Source organism: Paenarthrobacter ureafaciens (assembly GCF_004028095.1).
Taxonomy (GTDB): Bacteria; Actinomycetota; Actinomycetes; order Actinomycetales; family Micrococcaceae; genus Arthrobacter; species Arthrobacter ureafaciens.
In genome coordinates this window covers 1838243-1853831 of record NZ_SBHM01000007.1, presented here as the reverse complement: position 1 = coordinate 1853831, position 15589 = coordinate 1838243, and the positions used below count along the sequence as shown (strand labels likewise).

At 63.1% G+C, this 15589-nt stretch carries 11 protein-coding genes and 1 pseudogene; 5 read left to right on the top strand and 7 right to left on the bottom strand.

The annotated features are described in order from the left end of the window. Positions 1 to 62: 62 nt before the first annotated feature. Both AUR_RS12995 and AUR_RS12990 read right to left on the bottom strand, forming a co-directional pair. The gene (locus AUR_RS12995; protein ID WP_062159993.1) at positions 63 to 1319 is read right to left on the bottom strand and encodes an acyl-CoA dehydrogenase family protein; all 1257 of its coding nucleotides are present in this window, start codon (positions 1317 to 1319) and stop codon (positions 63 to 65) included. Between the two features lie 52 nt (positions 1320 to 1371). Continuing rightward, on the bottom strand, positions 1372 to 2517 hold the full coding sequence (locus AUR_RS12990; RefSeq protein ID WP_062094971.1) for a WD40/YVTN/BNR-like repeat-containing protein: 1146 nt from the start codon (positions 2515 to 2517) through the stop codon (positions 1372 to 1374). Positions 2518 to 2921: 404 nt separating this feature from the next. On the opposite strand from AUR_RS12990, the gene AUR_RS12985 reads away from it, so the two are divergent. After that, complete coding sequence (locus tag AUR_RS12985) at positions 2922 to 4157, top strand: multidrug effflux MFS transporter (RefSeq protein WP_062094969.1); 1236 nt, start codon at positions 2922 to 2924, stop codon at positions 4155 to 4157. 443 nt (positions 4158 to 4600) lie between these two features. Here the strand turns inward: AUR_RS12985 and AUR_RS12980 are convergent, their stop codons facing one another. Next, positions 4601 to 5650 (bottom strand): extracellular solute-binding protein, encoded by a 1050-nt coding sequence (locus AUR_RS12980; protein WP_062094967.1) that lies wholly within the window; start codon positions 5648 to 5650, stop codon positions 4601 to 4603. Positions 5651 to 6217: 567 nt separating this feature from the next. Between AUR_RS12980 and AUR_RS20740 the strand changes: the two are divergent. The 4 genes and pseudogenes from AUR_RS20740 to AUR_RS12965 all read left to right on the top strand — a co-directional run. After that, positions 6218 to 6703, top strand: a pseudogene (locus AUR_RS20740) (NAD(P)-dependent oxidoreductase); the annotation flags it as partial. Continuing rightward, on the top strand, positions 6704 to 7150 hold the full coding sequence (locus tag AUR_RS20735) for an NAD-binding protein (protein ID WP_263884862.1): 447 nt from the start codon (positions 6704 to 6706) through the stop codon (positions 7148 to 7150). Then, positions 7147 to 8619 (top strand): aldehyde dehydrogenase family protein, encoded by a 1473-nt coding sequence (locus tag AUR_RS12970; protein WP_062094963.1) that lies wholly within the window; start codon positions 7147 to 7149, stop codon positions 8617 to 8619. Before AUR_RS20735 ends, AUR_RS12970 begins: the two co-directional genes overlap by 4 nt. Positions 8620 to 8741: 122 nt before the next feature. Continuing rightward, positions 8742 to 10193 carry an MmgE/PrpD family protein gene (locus AUR_RS12965; RefSeq protein WP_062094961.1) on the top strand — a complete coding sequence of 484 codons (1452 nt, stop codon included), beginning with the start codon at positions 8742 to 8744 and terminating at the stop codon, positions 10191 to 10193. 62 nt (positions 10194 to 10255) lie between these two features. On the opposite strand, the gene AUR_RS12960 is transcribed toward AUR_RS12965, so the two are convergent. From AUR_RS12960 to AUR_RS12945, 4 genes are all read right to left on the bottom strand, one after another. Then, a complete protein-coding gene (locus AUR_RS12960) occupies positions 10256 to 11167 on the bottom strand; it encodes an SAM-dependent methyltransferase (RefSeq protein ID WP_062094959.1) in 912 nt (303 codons plus the stop codon). A gap of 113 nt (positions 11168 to 11280) precedes the next feature. Then, complete coding sequence (locus tag AUR_RS12955; RefSeq protein ID WP_062094957.1) at positions 11281 to 12867, bottom strand: GMC family oxidoreductase; 1587 nt, start codon at positions 12865 to 12867, stop codon at positions 11281 to 11283. Positions 12868 to 12874: 7 nt separating this feature from the next. Next, positions 12875 to 14338 carry an aldehyde dehydrogenase family protein gene (locus tag AUR_RS12950; protein ID WP_062094956.1) on the bottom strand — a complete coding sequence of 488 codons (1464 nt, stop codon included), beginning with the start codon at positions 14336 to 14338 and terminating at the stop codon, positions 12875 to 12877. Between the two features lie 205 nt (positions 14339 to 14543). Then, a complete protein-coding gene (locus AUR_RS12945) occupies positions 14544 to 15575 on the bottom strand; it encodes an ABC transporter substrate-binding protein (RefSeq protein WP_062094954.1) in 1032 nt (343 codons plus the stop codon). Positions 15576 to 15589: the final 14 nt, after the last annotated feature.

Below are 15589 nucleotides of genomic sequence, written 5' to 3'. Positions count from 1 at the left end.
CCGACCGGCGCAACAGCACCGGTCGGCTCTTTCGCAAACGGCGAGGAGGGACCGCCGTCGTCCTATTTGCCTGCCGCAGCAGCCCCCGGACCCGGCTTTGCAGCGCCGGGACCGCCCAACGCTTCCAGACCTGCAACGGCGCGGCCATAGGCTACTGCCGCGAGGTCCCAGGTAAAGGCGACGTGCTGCGACGCTGCGTTGACATCACGCCACCACCGCTGCATTTCGCCGGACAGGTAGACTCCGCTGCCACCGCTGGCCTGGTAGAGCGTGTTGGCGGCGTCCCGGCACTGCTGGATCGCGAAGGCCAGGTTCCTGGACCTCGTGGCCTTTTCCAGCCGGGTGAAGGTGGTGCCGGGGAGGGCGTCATCGGCGGTTGCCGCATCACGGAGGAGAAGGGCGCGGGCAGCGTCGATCTTCGCCCCTGCCTCCGCTATGCGGGCAAACGCCGTAGCGTTACCGGCCTGGGCTACCGGCGGCAATGCAGCCACCCTGTTGGTGGTCGCTTCCACGAAAGCATTCAGCGCTCCCATGGCCGCACCGATGGGTGCACCCGCCAAGGACAAGGGCCAGACCGTGTCATACGGGAGCGTGTAATGCCCCGCCTGATGCAACGCTGCACCAGGCGCCCGGCCGGCGCCAAGGTCGCTGAAGCGGACGGCGCGGTGTGCCGGGATGAAGGCGTCCTTCACCACCAGTGACTTGCTGCCGGTCCCCTTGAGCCCCACCGCATGCCAATCGTCGATGATCTCGATGTCGGTGGCCGGGATCAGGAAGTACCAGGGTTCCGCGGAACCGTCGTCCTCGGTGACCTGTCCCCCGACCAACACCCAATTGGAATGGTCGATGCCGCTGCAGAACCGGCCCGTCCCGCCTTGCCAGCGGAATCCCCCGTCGACGCGCTGCGGGGCGTTGCCACCCAGACGAATCAACGACGCGATGAGCGAGCGCGGATCTTCAAACACCTCTTCCTGGGCTTGCTCCGGGAACAGCGCAGCCAACCACGTGTGGCCTGCCAGCACGCCGTAAACCCACCCGGTGGACGTGCACGCGGATGCCAGCTCCGCCTGCACCTCCAGCATGGTGCCGAAGCCCAGTTCGGATCCGCCCCAACGTCGCGGCGTCACCATCCCGAACAATCCGGAGTCCATGATTTCGGCAATGCTCTGCTCGGGGACTGACCGCAGTTCTTCGGTCAGTGCCGTTCGCTCGGCAATACTGATCTTCAGCGCCCGGGCGGCCTCCAGGGCCGCCTCACGGGAAGCCAGAACCTGGGGCAGGGACCGGACCACCTCCGCGCTTTGTACTTGAGTTGTCATTCACTTGCCTTTCATAAGATGCAAGGTCGCGGTCCGACGACCAATGCAGTGGCTAGAAACCGGCGCGGGCCAGTTCTTCGATGCGCAGCCGTTCTTCCTTGGGCAGGAACCACCGGTAGTGGTGGACCTTTGACACCGGAGGAAGGTTGGTAGCCACTTCGGTCCAGTTGCCGCCGCGGTCCGCGCTGTAATAGACCTCGCCTGTGGCGGTTCCGCAGAACAGCTCGACGCCGTCCGGATGCGAAGCGAGCGACATGGCCTCGATGTTGCCCTTGAGCGGCTGCGGCAGCCCGTTGGAGACCTCGTACCAGTTTTTGCCGCCGTCGTCGCTGCGGATGACACCGGCGTTGGAGGTTCCCTCCTGCTGGTCAACCCAGGTCCGCGGCGGGTTGCCGGCTCCTGCGATGAAAATCGTGTCTTCGTTGTGCGGATCGATGGCCATCGCGTCCGGGTAGCCGAGACGGTCCTGGCGGGTCTGGATGTGCTCCCAGTTTTCACCTGCATCCGAGCTGAAGTAGATGCCCTCACCGCTGGCCAGGAACATTTCCTTGGGGTTGCGGTCCCGAATGACGATCCGGTGGGTGTCGTGGTACCAGAGGTCATTGGGCGACTCGTAGGAAGCAAGCTCGTTGAAGCTTTGTCCGGCGTCGGTGGTCTTCAGCAGCGCGCCCTGCTCCACGCAGACATAGAAGGTGTCCGGGTCCGAGGGATGCCAGGCCACGTTCTTGGCGTGAGCCAGATGAGGCGGCGGCGGGAACGTCCACTTCTCGGTGCCGGGAACCTTGTTCAGTGCCGGCAGCTTGGTCCAGTTCAGCCCGAGGTCGTCACTGAAGTACAACGACGCCGGTTCCACACCCGCCAAAAGCCGGATGGCGCCGTCGCGGTTTTGCGCGGCGATGTGGAAGATGTGGTTCTCTTCGATGCCGTTCTGGCGCCGCTCCCAGGTTTCGCCCTTGTCGCCGCTGTACCAGAGGCCTCCTTGCCCATGGCCGCCGGCGAAGATCGAGCCGGTTGTTTCTTCAAAGAGGACGGAGCTGACGTGCACATCCTCAATGCTTCGCTTGACCTCCTTCCAGGGAAGATCGGCGGATTCGCGCTCAAAGTGGACGACTCCCCTGATGGTGCCGACGAGCATTTCGTCGGCGGGCTCGCCGGACTTCGAGATTGCGGCACCGTTTGGCGATAAACAAACAACCATTGGGACTCACCTCCTGTTGGCAAGGCACCTCCTGTGACTTGCATTACAAGACAGACTAATGAAATTATGTACTAGTCGCAAGAGGACGGTAACTCTTAAGCAAAAAACCGATTCAGGTCAGTAAATACGGGATAACGACGGCGGTGGCCCGGTTTTCCGGCGATCTCCCCAAGTGCCGGACCTGGCAGATGCACTAGAGGCCATGAGAGGCGTAGTCGGAGCGCTTCCCACTTGGCGGAGCTGTGAAGACAACGGATTCTTGCTGGGGCGTGGCGGAAACTCCGGCATATCGCACTGCATCCCCATTCTGACGTTCCACTACTCGCATAGTGACCTAGCCATTCCACCGAGACCCACCACGAGTTTGCGGAGCATTAGGCCCGCATCGCATAGAGGAGCAGGGCATGGAAAATCAGACAGAGCCCGCGCGGAAACCTTCCGAAGAGGAGGTCCCGCCACCCGCTCCCCGACCGGTCAATCTGCTGCTGCTTGGTCTTCTGACCGCTTTCGGGCCACTGTCCCTGGACCTCTACCTGCCGGCACTGCCCACACTGACGGCCAACCTGGCGGCGACGGATTCCGCAGGACAACTGACGCTGTCCGCATGCATGGTGGGACTCGCCCTGGGGCAGGTCATCGCGGGAACGCTCAGCGACCGGCTGGGACGCAAACCACCGCTCATCACCGGCTTGGCCGCCTACGTAGCATTGTCCCTGGCGTGCTCGCTCGCCCCCACCATCGAGATCGTCATCGTCTTGAGGCTCCTCCAGGGCATGGCCGGCGGCTCCAGCATGGTGATCGCCCGCGCCATAGTCCGCGACACCTACGGGCCAACCAACTCCGCCCGGGCATTTTCCCTCCTCATGCTTGCAGCCGGCGTCGCTCCCATTGCGGCGCCCGTCCTCGGCGGGCAACTCCTCCTGGTCACCTCGTGGCGGGGACTCTTCGCGGTGCTGGCGGTACTGGTAAGCGGTCTGTTGTTGGCTGCCATTTGGCGCGTGCCGGAATCACTACCCGTGGATCAGCGGCACAGCGGCGGGTTCGTCCGTTGGCTTCAGCAGGCCCGGTCAGTGTTCACCGATCCGGTGTTCTGCAGTACAGCCGCCGTGCAATGCCTCATGGGTGCAGGCATGTTCACTTTCATCGGCATGAGCGCATTCGTGTTCCAGGACCACTACGGCTTTGATGCCCAGTCTTACGGGCTGCTCTTCGCCGTGATCTCCGTGGGAATCGTGTCCTTCAGCCGGGTCAGTGCCTGGGCCGCCACCCGACGACGCCCCGTGGTGGTCATGGGTTGGGGAGTTTCCATTGCGTTGGTGGGGGCAATCGCCCAGTTCGTGGCGATCGCGTTGGGCGCACCCGCTTTGCTTGTGGCTGTCCCGCTGTTCCTGTGCATCTCCAGCGGCGGGCTCATCAGTCCCAACTGCCATGCCATGGCACTGCGGAACCAAGGCCAGAGATCCGGCACAGCCTCCGGACTCCTGGGACTCATCCAGTTCGGCGTGGGCGCCGCTACTGCACCGCTGGTGTCCCTGGCAGGAGCCACGGCATTTGCCATGGGCGCGGCTATGTTCACCTCCACCCTGCTCATGGCGGTCACGTACCTGTTTGCAGTGCGCAGGAGCGGACGCTTCGACTAATACCGCCACCTACAAGGGGGCAACTCACAGCCTGGCTTCCCGGCAATACCAGGGAGGCCGGGCTTCTTGTTGTGGCGAAGCGGCCGGCCTGGGCGACGGTTGGCGGACGTGAAGCTCGACGGCGGCGGAGCGGCTCCTGCCGTACGGTTCGGCAGCGGTGGTGATCACCGGGAGCCCGCACGAGAGCGGTGGTGAGCACCGGCGTCGTGCCCGACCCCTGCAGTCCGTTGAAGCCGGCGGTGGCGGCAGCCCGCCGTCGAACGTCGCCTTGGGGCGCTCACGCCATTCACCGTCTCGCCGCACAACGGAGGACTTCGGCACAACAGAGGTTTCCGCACAACACAAAGGCGGTGGCCACCTCGCAACGAGAATGTCCCGTTGTCCGGCGACCACCGCCTTGTTTGGTGGTTCACATGTGGTGAGTGAAGGCTGGAGGCCCGGCTTTACTTGCCGTAGGCGTCCATGATCTCCTTCTTCATTCCGTTGTAACGGTCTTTCTGTTCCTTGGTGACGATCTTAAAGTCGGCTGGAATCTTGTCCTCATCCCAGGCGGAGTAGGAGCCCGTGGCGGGGTTGGTGATGGTTTTCCCGCCTTCCTTGGTCATAAGGTAGTAGCTGAAGAGACGGGCGGTGTAGGGGTTCTTAGCCCGGGCCGAGATGCCCAGGACGTTCACCGGGTAGACGGACGGCGACAGGTTGGCGAAGCCCACGGGCTTGCCCGCCTTCTTCAGGCCTTCGACGTAGAACTGCCCGCTCTGGAGCGCGATCTCGCCATCACCGGCAGCCAGGGCTTCATGCAGGGGAACCAAGTTGGGGTAGGTACGGCTGGTTTGCGCACCCATCTTCTTGACGTAGTCAGCACCGTACTTGTCGTAAAGCTGGCCCCACATGACGAGGTTGTTCACGGACGAATCAACCGGGGTGTTGATCAGTTTGCCTTTCCATTTCGGATCCAGAAGGTCCTCCCAGGACTTTGGAACATCTTCAGGCTTGACCGAATTGGTGTTGTAGGCGATGCCCGCGTTCACGATCTGGACCACGGCAGTGCCGATTTCAGGCGCCTTCAAGTGCTTGGGGATGGTGTCCAGCAAATCGTAGAGGCCGGTATCCTCCATCTTGACGGCCTTGCCACTGCTGGTGAGGTCGCCAACGTAGAGCGGATCAGCGAGGACCAGCAGGTCGGCACTGGGCGCGTTGGCACTTGTCTCAGTGTCGAACCGGGTGGCGGCGTCATTGCCGCCGAGGCGCAGCGCTTGGACCTGGATGCCGTATTTCTCGGTAAACCCTGCCGTCATCGCCTTCATGTCCGGCTCCGTAAGGGAGGTGTAAATCAGCAGGCTCCCTTCCTTCTTGGCCGATTCGATGAGGCTGTCCAGGTTGGATACCTTCTGGTTGGCCGCAGCTGCGGCAGCGGCACCTTGATCTTGGGGGGCGCCGCAGCCTGCAAGCAGGAAGGTAGCGGCAACCGCCGTAGCCAGGATTTTATTCTTCATTGAACACTCTCTCGCTTTGGACTTTCACTTCTCTGTGGAAAGCACGGTGGGAACTTCATGGAGCGAACGACTTGTGGGCTTATGTGGGAAACCGCTCCCTTTCGCCGGCTGTTCGCAACGGCACTTGGGGGTTTTGGGAAGCGGACTAAGGCCGCATACGGGGTAGATGAACCCCGGTACGAGCATTATGTGGATACTAGGGCACTGTTTCAGTAGAAGCAACAGGTTTTTTGACTGTGAACTTGAGCGCCTTGCACCCTAAGTAGGCTGATTTTTGGGATTCGACGAACGGTCGCCCCGGCCCCCGCCTTCGCGGAGCAGCAGTCACCCCACGTCAACGCGTTTTCAGCGAACTACTGGGCGCGAGAATATTTCCAGCTCAAGTCATGACTTTACCAAACTTATGCGATAGAGTCACCGGCAGTGATGCGCGTCACCTCAACCGGCCGACGATCCGTCACTTCAGCGCGACCGGGAAACGCCACCAAGTTCGCCAGCGCCGCCGCCCACATGCCGCAGCGGCTGAGATAAACCCCCAATAAAAAGCCTCCACAAACTCTCTCTACGAAATGGAATCGCACCATGAAAGTTGGATTTATCGGTCTGGGAAAAATGGGCTCCAACATGGCACTGCGCCTCTTGGACCAAGGTGAAGAACTGATTGTCACCGACGTCAACAAAGAAGCGGCAGCACCCGTCCTCGAATACGGCGTCACATGGGCGGACACCCCGGCCGCGGTTGCATCACAGACAGACATCATCCTGACCTCCCTGCCGGGACCGCCCGAGGTAGAGGCCGTGGCCCTCGGACCCGGCGGCATCATCGAGGGCATCCGGCAGGGATCCACGTATGTTGACGTCTCCACCAGCTCCCCCACCCTGATCCAGCGGATCGGCAAGGTTTTTGCCGAAAAGGGCGTCGGAGTCCTCGATGCGCCCGTCAGCGGCGGCTTCCAAAACTGCAGGGAGGGCTCACTCACGGTTCTTGTGGGCGGTGAAGAGGTGGACTACAAAGCCGCCCAGCCCGTCCTGCAGCATCTGGCCAAGGTGCTCATGCACGTCGGCCCGGCTGGCGCTGGCGCAGTGGCCAAGCTGGTCAACAACGCCACCGGCCTCACCACCCTCATCCTGCTCTCCGAGGTCATCAGCGCCGGCGTCAAGGCCGGCATCGACCACCAGACCCTCCTCAAAGTCCTGCAGAACGGCGCGTACGGCCAGGGCGCATTCCTCAAGCACATGCTCCCGAACATCGCTTTCAAGCACGCCTACGATCCGCCCACATTTGCCCTTGCCCTGGGACGCAAGGACCTGGCCCTCGCCACTGCAATGGCCCGCGAGCTCAACGTGCCGATGCCAATGGTGAACCTCGCAGAACAGGCAGCCGTTGAACTCATGGCCCGCGGTCTTGGGCACATCGACTCAACCAGCATCTTCAGCCTGCAGGAATTCAGGAGCGGTGCAAAGCTGCACGACGACGACGCCCAGGAGATCCAGCTGTGACCCAGACCCTCGCCGATGTCCGGACTTTCGAGCTGTTCATCGGCGGAACCTACCGTCCCGCTTCCGGCGGCACGTACGAGGTCATCAATCCCTCCACCGAGGAGGTTGTCGGCTTGGCGCCGGAAGCAACGCCCGACGACGTCCGGTCGGCTGTGGATGCTGCCCGCGCCGCCCAGCCGGGCTGGGCCGCGCTCCCCCAGTCCGAGCGGGTCAGGTTGCTTGAAGCGCTGGCCTCGCGGCTCGAAGAAGAACGTGGGACGTTGGCGCCGCTCCTGGCCGCTGAAATGGGGGCGGCCGTCAAAGGCACTGCCGGCATGAACGTCGACATGGCCGCGAAGGCCTTCCGCGTCACCGCAAAGCTCGGCCAGCAGGAGCTGGGAGAAACGTACAGTCCGCGGCCCGGTATCAAGGACCGGACGCTCTTCGGCGTCACAAAGCTCAAACCCGTGGGTGTGGTTGCCATCATCACGGCGTACAACGCGCCTTACGTCAATTTCTCGAGCATGGCAGGCCCGGCGCTGGTCTCCGGGAACACCGTGGTGGTCAAACCCGCTCCGCAGGACCCCCTGGGTGTGCTTGAACTTGGACGGATCGCCGTGGAAGCGGGCATTCCTGCAGGCGTGATCAACGTTATTAACGGTCGCGACCCCGGAATCGGCCGGGAGCTGGTTGGGAATCCGGGTGTTGACGGGGTGGGCTTCACCGGAAGTCCGGCAGTCGGCGTCGAAATCGCCCGGACCTGTGCGAAGTCGCTCAAGCCGGTCCTGCTGGAACTGGGCGGCAAAGGTGCCTGCCTGGTTTTGGACGATGCCGACCTTGACCGCGCCGTGGAGGTGCTGTCCCTGACGTGGACCTTCAACAGCGGGCAGATTTGCGGCGCACCGAGCCGCGCAATCGTGCACTCTTCCCTGAAAGAAGCGCTGGTTGCCCGTCTGACGAAGGTGGCCGAGTCATTGAAGATCGGGCCCAGCGACGACCCCCAAGCCGTTATGGGGCCGGTCATCTCGGCCCAGCACAGGGACCGGGTTGAAGGGTTCATCGCCTCCGCAGTCGAGGAAGGCGCCACCGTGGCAACCGGGGGAAAGCGCCCGGACATCGAACCCGGCTTCTACGCGGCGCCGACCCTCATCACCGATTGCACCCCGGACATGAAGGTCATCCGCGAGGAAGTCTTTGGTCCCGTCATCGGATTGATGACGTTCGAGACGGACGACGAAGCTGTCGCGCTGGCTAACGACTCCGACTACGGGCTGGTGAACTACGTGGTCTCCCGGAATCTCGCGCGCGCGTCGGCTATAGCTGAACGCCTGGTGAGCGGCCTCGTGAACATCAACGGGTGGCAAGGCGGCGGCAACGGAATCGACGAGATGCCCTTTGGCGGGCGAAAGCTCAGCGGCTTTGGACGCAAGGGCGGACGCCATGCCATTGAGGCTTTCACCGAGCCGATGGGCATCACCGTCAATAGCTAGAAATTCAGAAACTGCCAAGGGGCCATCCGAAACCACCGGGATGGCCCCTTGTGCATTCCAGCAAGTGACTTGCGCATTCCAGCAAGGGACAGCTGCAGTTCGACAAAGGGATAGGCACGGTTTTGATCGACACCACAGAACGCCGCGACGCGGATTCGACAGCTTCAGCTTCGGCACAACCGGGTTCCCCCATAACGCAACAGCTGGCTGCGTTCCTCACCGACCCGGACCTCTCGTTTCCGGAGGCGGTAGCCACCAAGGTCAAGCTTCACATCCTGGACACCTTGGGCTGCCAGGTTGCCTTCGCATCGCTGCCTTGGTCCAGGGAGGTCCAAAGGTATGCGGTCACGGACCGACCCGAGGGACCGGCCAACCTCGCTTATTACGGCACCCCGGTGCCGGTAGAGATCGCCGCTTTCGCCAATGCGGGTTTCGGCCACGGCTTCGAAATGGATGACACCGAGATGCGCACGGCCAGCCACCCGGGAGTCGTCGTGGTTCCCGCGGCGTTGGCCACCGGCCAGGCCAGGGCCGCTTCAGGCTCAGACTTCCTCAAGGCCGTGACAGTGGGTTACGAGGTGATGATCCGTGTAGGCCTGGGGAGCGTCGGCATGATGCGGCGGGGCTTCCACACCACGGCTGTTACCGGGGTGTTCGGCGCTACTGCCGCTTCGGCGTCGGTCATGCGCGTTTCCGCCGACCAAGCGGCCCACGGTTTGGGAATCGCGGCCAGCAAGGCTTCCGGGATCACCGAGTATTCAGCCTCGGGTGGATCAGTGAAGAGAATCCACGCCGGTTTTGCTGCCCAGGCCGGTGTCGAATCCATGGCCATGGCCGGGTTCGGGGTCACAGCACCAACCGCTGCTTTGGAAGGCCCCCGTGGACTTCTGGCCGCGGTATCCGACACCGTGGACACGGAAGTGGTTACCCGCGGCCTCGGCGTGGATTACGAACTTCTCACCACGGGACTGAAACCCTACTGCTGCTGCGCCGGGCAGCACGCCGTGATCGACGCCGTGATCGAACTCCTTGCAACGGCGCCGGGCGTGGACCCCTCTGCAGTACGAAGGATCCGGGTCCTGCAGAATTCCCGCGAAGTGGATGTCGTAGGCCGAATTGTGGAGCCAAAGGACCTCACGGCTGCGCAGTTCAGCGCCGCGTTCGGAATCGGGCTCCGCTTGGTGAAAGGTGGCAACGGCTTCGGAGATTACCTTGGGGCTTCCCTCGACGACGAACAAATCCTCGAAGTAGCGCGGAAGGTGGTTTACGAACGGACGCCGGCAAATTCACCGCTCCCTGGTCACGGCCCCGCCCGAGTGACCTTTGAGATGCATGATGGATCCGAAATGGTGGCAACGGTGAGCCACGCGCGCGGAAGCACGGCCCGGCCTCTGGACGAAGAAGAGGTTGTCCGCAAATTCCGCAGCCTTGCCGAGGGACCTTTGGGAGAAAGATCAGCAGCGCAGGTCCAGGACATGGTCCTCAATCTGGAGAAGGTTCCGGACGTCAACGCACTTGCCGCCCTGCTCCAAGCACGGAAGGACCACGAGCCCTTGGACAGTCGAACCATTTAGGACAACCAAGACGCTGACGACGCCCAGGCCTTGGGACAGCCCATCCGGGAGACCAACAGCCACTAGTCATCAACGTCCAAGGAGATCCGGAACGCAGTGACGAACCCGCCACGGGTCTGCCCGGGGTCAGCACGCTCCGGTTGGAGGCGGTCCTCCGGGTCCAGTGAAAGCGTCCTGCCATACGCCGCACACAACTCCAGCACCGTGTGTTCGCTGCACTGCCAGTCCGCGGCACCGAGTACCTGCACAGGGTCCGGCGGATCGGCCCGGGCCAGTAACTGGTCCATCGGAAGCCCGGTCTGCCGGCTGTACTCGCCAATCTTCGCTTCGAATTCTTCGGTTCTGGGAAGAGGCACAGCTCGCTCGATCACGGCGCGGGATCCCTGCGATGACAAAGCTATGACCTCGGTGAGTACCGCCATCTGGGCAGCAGAATCGAGGTAAGGGAGCACGCCTTCAAGGACCCAGGTGGTGGGCTGGCCAGGGTCAAAGCCGGAGGCCAGGAGCAACGCACGCCAAGGCTGGGTAAGGTCTGCGTCTATGGAGATGAGTTCAGAGGCCGGCGCAGCCCGAGCCCCCTCCAGTACGCCGGCCTTGAAGGCCAGGACGCTGGCATGGTCGATCTCATAGACCCGGCTGCCTGGCGGCCAGGTCAGCCGGTGCGAGCGGGTGTCGAGCCCAGCACCCAGAATCACGGTCTGCACCTTCGGCCCCGAGAGAAGGAAGTCGTCAATGAATCTGGTCCGCACACCGATGTAGATGGACGCTAGAAGGAGCGGATGCTGCAGAGACGAAACAGCCGACAGCTCTGAAGGCCACGCCGTCGGAAAGTCCACGTGGGAGTGGGCCTCCTTCACCAGAAGCGCAGCAAACGGGTCCTTGATCAGCGGGTCAGGCCGGGAAGTCTCCATCGCGCGGCCCGCCGCCACCGCCAGTGCGGTCAATGACACACCTTGGTCCTCGAACTCAGTCATAGGTCCCCGTTCATGGATGTCCTGAAGGGGAGCCTACCCCCGGGGAAACCCAATAAGTGGTACAGCTACGCGCTTACCTTCGTGAGCCGCGCCTACCAGCTCACCGCAACTGCTTACCAGCTCACCGCAACAGACTCCGCCGGACGCGCGTCCCCGGCCTTGGCGAGCAGCAGGTCCGCCGCCCGCTCACCGAGCATGATGGTGGCCAGGTTGGTGTTGGCGCGCGTCACCGTCGGCAGGATTGAAGCATCCACGACGTGCAGACCCTCCAGGCCCAGTACCGCGCAGCGCTCGTCCACCACGGTGTCCGGGTCGTCCGCGGAACCCATCTTGCAAGAACCCGCCGCATGCGCCGTGTCCTGCACCATGGACACCAAACGCGCATCAAGCTCGGGCCCGTCCAAATCAAGATCCACGGTGTTGCCCTGTGGATCCCTGACCGTTTCCACTATGTTGCTTAGCGAAGGCTGGCGCAGGAAGCGGCCAAGGCTCCGGTACAGTTCCCGAAAACGGATCAGGTCCCGCTCGTCGGAGAGGAAGTTCATCTCCAGCCGGGCCGGTGCCGTGGGGTCCGCGGACGTTATGTGGACCGTGCCGCGCGAGAAGACTTGGTTAAGGACGCCCAGCAGTGAAGCAGGCCTCGAACCGGGAACCTCCGGGGTGGGACTGATGTTGATTCCACACGCCATGACGTCTCCGGGCCCCGCCCCGGCCATGCCGGTGCTCCACCGGGCCATGGTGTTCGAACGCTGCCCGGCGTCGGACGCCTTGGCTCCCGGCTTCAAACCGAGGCCCAGCAACATGCCCTGATGGTCCTGCACGGATTCACCCGCCGGAAGGTCCACCACGGTCCGGATTCCCAAGGCCGACAGCACCTTGCGGGGGCCGATGCCGGAGCGTTGCAGGATGCCCGGACTCAACGGCGTGCCTGCGGACAAGATGACGGTAGAGGCCCGGTACTCGCGGACTTCTCCGCCCACAAGGGCGCTCACCCCAACGGCGCGGTTTCCCTCCAACAACACCTTGTCCACCAGCACCCCGCCATGGATCCGGAGCTTGCCTGTGGCACGGCCCGGTTGGAGGTAGGCCTCGCCGGTACTGACCCGGATCCCGTCCACGATGTTCGCCGCGAACGGTGAGACACCCCAGGCGCCGGGAGCATTGTGGTCGTCGGCCCACGGCAGCCCGGTACCTTGGGCGGCGGCTACGAAAGCCTCGTCCATGGTGCCCCAGCCGGAAGCAGCAAACCTTCGCACCGGCGTCGGGCCTGAATCACCGTGGTACGGAAGATGACCGTAGTCGAGGTCCGTTTCCAGGCGGTTGAAGTACGGCGCTACGTCTGCACCGCTCCATCCCGCCAGGCCCCAGGAGTCGAATTCCTCCAACGGCGGCCGGATCGCGTAGCAACCGTTGACGAGGGAACTGCCGCCCCCTCCACGCCCCCTCAGGTACCGGGCGGGTTCACGTTCTGGCCGTGCCCGCATCTCCAATCCCCGCCAGTAGTAGTCGGGCAGGACGTTGTAGGCATCAAAGTTGAATGAGCCCGTGGCATAGCGCAGGCGTTCGTCCAAGGCGCCGTCGGCACCCCAGTCAATCCCGGCTTCCAAGAGCAGCACCTCGGCTCCCGCCTCGGCCAAACGGCCTGCGAGCGCCGCGCCTGCGGATCCTGCGCCGACAATCAGGTAATCAGTGTTTTCCATGTTGCTCCTATGACCACACGACGCAGTGGAGTTCCGTCATTTCTTCAAGCCCTGCCTGCCCGCCTTCGCGTCCGATTCCGCTCATCTTGACGCCGCCGCGGGGCAGGTCCAGCTTCATGGACGTGGTGTTGATTTGGATGGTTCCGGCTTGCAACTGTCCGGCTACCTGGTAGGCGCGGGCGGTGTCGCGGCTGTAGATGTAACTGGAGAGGCCGAAATCCGAATCGTTGGCGATGGCCACGGCCTCGTCCTGCGTGGAGAAGGGGATGACGGAGACTACCGGGCCGAAGATTTCTTCCCTTGCCACGCGCATCTGGTTGGTGCAGTTGGCGATCAGGGTGGGGGCAACAAAGAAGCCCCGGTCGATGTCCGGCCGCGTTCCTCCTGCGGCGATGCTGGCCCCTTCTCCCCTTGCGCTGTCCACCAGGGTTTCAATGCGCTGGCGTTGCGCACCCGAGATGACGGGGCCTGCCACGGTGTCCGGGTCGAAGGGCGATCCCACCGGGACTGCACGGGCAACTGCTTCAAGGCGTTCCAGGACTTCCTCGTACACAGACCGGTGCACGATGGCGCGCGTAGGGGCGGAGCAGATCTGTCCTGTATTAACAGTCCAAGTATTTGAAATGCCCTTGACGGCTGCTTCGAGGTCGGCGTCTTCGAAGACGATGCAGGCGCCTTTGCCGCCGAGTTCGAGCACCATGCGCTTCATGGTTTGCGAACCGGCCGCGTAGACCGCCCGGCCAACGGCGGTGCTGCCGGTGAAGCTGACGAGGTCCACATCGCGTGACCGGGTCAGTGTTGCCCCGACTTCCGGGTCTGAGGCTGTCACGAGGTTTGCGACGCCGGGCGGCATTCCTGCTTCTTCGAAGATCTTGAAGAGTTCGATCACGGCGAGCGGGTTTTGCGGGGCAGGTTTGAGGACAACGGTGTTGCCCATGGCAAGGGCCTGGGCGGACTTCATGGACGCACCGAAGAGGGGTCCGTTGAAAGGGATGAGGGCTGCGACGACGCCTACCGGGCGGCGTTGGATCTGCCCGTTGAGCAGTTCCACCGTTCCGTCGGGTTTGGGAGTCAGCTGGGGAGGCGTTGATACGTCCAGGTTGCGGACGGTGGCCTCGGCGGCTGTGGTGAACCATTCGTTGGCCCGGGCGCCAAAGCCGCCGGCCATTGCGCGGGTGAAGCCGCCTTCCCGCATGGTGAGTTCGATCAGCATGTCGGCCCGCTCGGTGACGAGGTGCGCCACCCTGGTGAAGATTTCCGCACGCCGTTCCGGTTTCATGGCTGCCCACCCGGGTTGTGCCGCGCGGGCGGCAGCTGCGGCTTCCGCGGCGTCCTGGGCGGTTGCTTCGGCTACTGTGCCGACGATTTCTTCGGTGGTTGGGTCCATTACCTCTACGTGACCGTTTTCTCCGGGGCGCCATTGCCCGTTGATGTACAGTCCCTCCTGCGTTTCGACCAAGGTCTCGCTCATGTACTTCCTCTCGTTGGTTTTACCGGGAAGCCGCGCAGGTCAGGGCATCATTGCTCATTGAGATGTGGCGCGGATCACTAGCATCCACTCTAACGAATAAATGCGGTAATGTCAGTGGGTTAAGGCGAAGGATTCGGGGCATGCGAAAGCCGGGGCCGCCGCTCCTGCGACGACCCCGGCTTTCGCGATATGGCCAGCGGTAAGACTAGCCCTTGAACTGGGCCGCGATCTTCTCCTGCCGCGACTGGACGTCCTTGATCTCGTCGGCGCTGGGCACCTTGAAATCGGCCGGAACATCCTTGTCGTAGGGCGAGAAGACGCCGGCGCCCGCAGTAATGGTGGCCACGCCTTCTTCGCTTAGCAGGTACTCCGTGAGCAGGCGGGCAGCAGCCGGATGCTCAGCGGCCGTGGCTACACCCACTGCCTGCGCAGGATAGTAGTTCGGGGAAAGCGATCCGAAGCCCAAGGGCTTACCGCCGGCTTTTTGGGCCATGGCATAGAATTCAGGACTGGGCAGCGCGATTTGGCCTTCACCGGCAGCCAGTGCCTCGTGCATCGGGACCAGGTTGGGGTAGTAACGCGCCACCTGCCCGCCCAGCTTTTTCAAGAAGTCCTCACCCTGCGACTTGGCCACGATGTCCCACGTGAGAACGTTCGCCAGGGAAGCATCAGGGCTGACCATGAGGATCTTGCCCTTCCACTTGGGGTCCAGCAGGTCCTCCCACGACGTCGGTACGTCCTTTGCGTCAACCAAGTCGCTGTTGTAGGCGAGGCCATTGTTGGTAATGGTGAGTACCGCGGTTTTTTCCTTCTCCAGCAACATGTCCTTGGGGAAGTCCGGGACGAACTTGAGCACGCCCGTCTGATCCAGCGGCGTGATGATTCCCTTGTCGGTTGCGGTGCCAAAGTAGGAGGTGTCGTTCACAAGAACAACGTCGGCCGTCTTCGCCTTGGCGGCGGACTCGGAGTCGAAGCGGTTCATCGCGTCCGTACCGCCCAGGCGGACATCCTCGACGTCGATCTTGTACTTGGCTTCGAAGCCGGCCACCAGTTTGACCAGGTCGGGTTCCAGAAGGCTGGTGTACAGCCTGACGCTACCTTCGGCCTCGGCGGCGGTGACGAGGTCCTGGAGGGTGGCGTAATCAGTGGTCTGTGCCTGGCTTGAGGCCTGGTTTGGCGCCCCACACGCGGTGAGCCCCAATGCCAGGACAGCAGACAGAACAAGTGCCTTGCGCATGCTGGTGTTCCTTT

Excerpts from the sequence above, each read along its gene's own strand:
- AUR_RS12995 (WP_062159993.1), bottom strand. The coding sequence starts at position 1,319 with ATGACAACTCAAGTACAAAGCGCGGAGGTGGTCCGGTCCCTGCCCCAG.
- AUR_RS12990 (WP_062094971.1), bottom strand. The coding sequence starts at position 2,517 with ATGGTTGTTTGTTTATCGCCAAACGGTGCCGCAATCTCGAAGTCCGGC.
- AUR_RS12985 (WP_062094969.1), top strand. The coding sequence starts at position 2,922 with ATGGAAAATCAGACAGAGCCCGCGCGGAAACCTTCCGAAGAGGAGGTC.
- AUR_RS12980 (WP_062094967.1), bottom strand. The coding sequence starts at position 5,650 with ATGAAGAATAAAATCCTGGCTACGGCGGTTGCCGCTACCTTCCTGCTT.
- AUR_RS20735 (WP_263884862.1), top strand. The coding sequence starts at position 6,704 with ATGCACGTCGGCCCGGCTGGCGCTGGCGCAGTGGCCAAGCTGGTCAAC.
- AUR_RS12960 (WP_062094959.1), bottom strand. The coding sequence starts at position 11,167 with ATGACTGAGTTCGAGGACCAAGGTGTGTCATTGACCGCACTGGCGGTG.
- AUR_RS12955 (WP_062094957.1), bottom strand. The coding sequence starts at position 12,867 with ATGGAAAACACTGATTACCTGATTGTCGGCGCAGGATCCGCAGGCGCG.
- AUR_RS12950 (WP_062094956.1), bottom strand. The coding sequence starts at position 14,338 with ATGAGCGAGACCTTGGTCGAAACGCAGGAGGGACTGTACATCAACGGG.
- AUR_RS12945 (WP_062094954.1), bottom strand. The coding sequence starts at position 15,575 with ATGCGCAAGGCACTTGTTCTGTCTGCTGTCCTGGCATTGGGGCTCACC.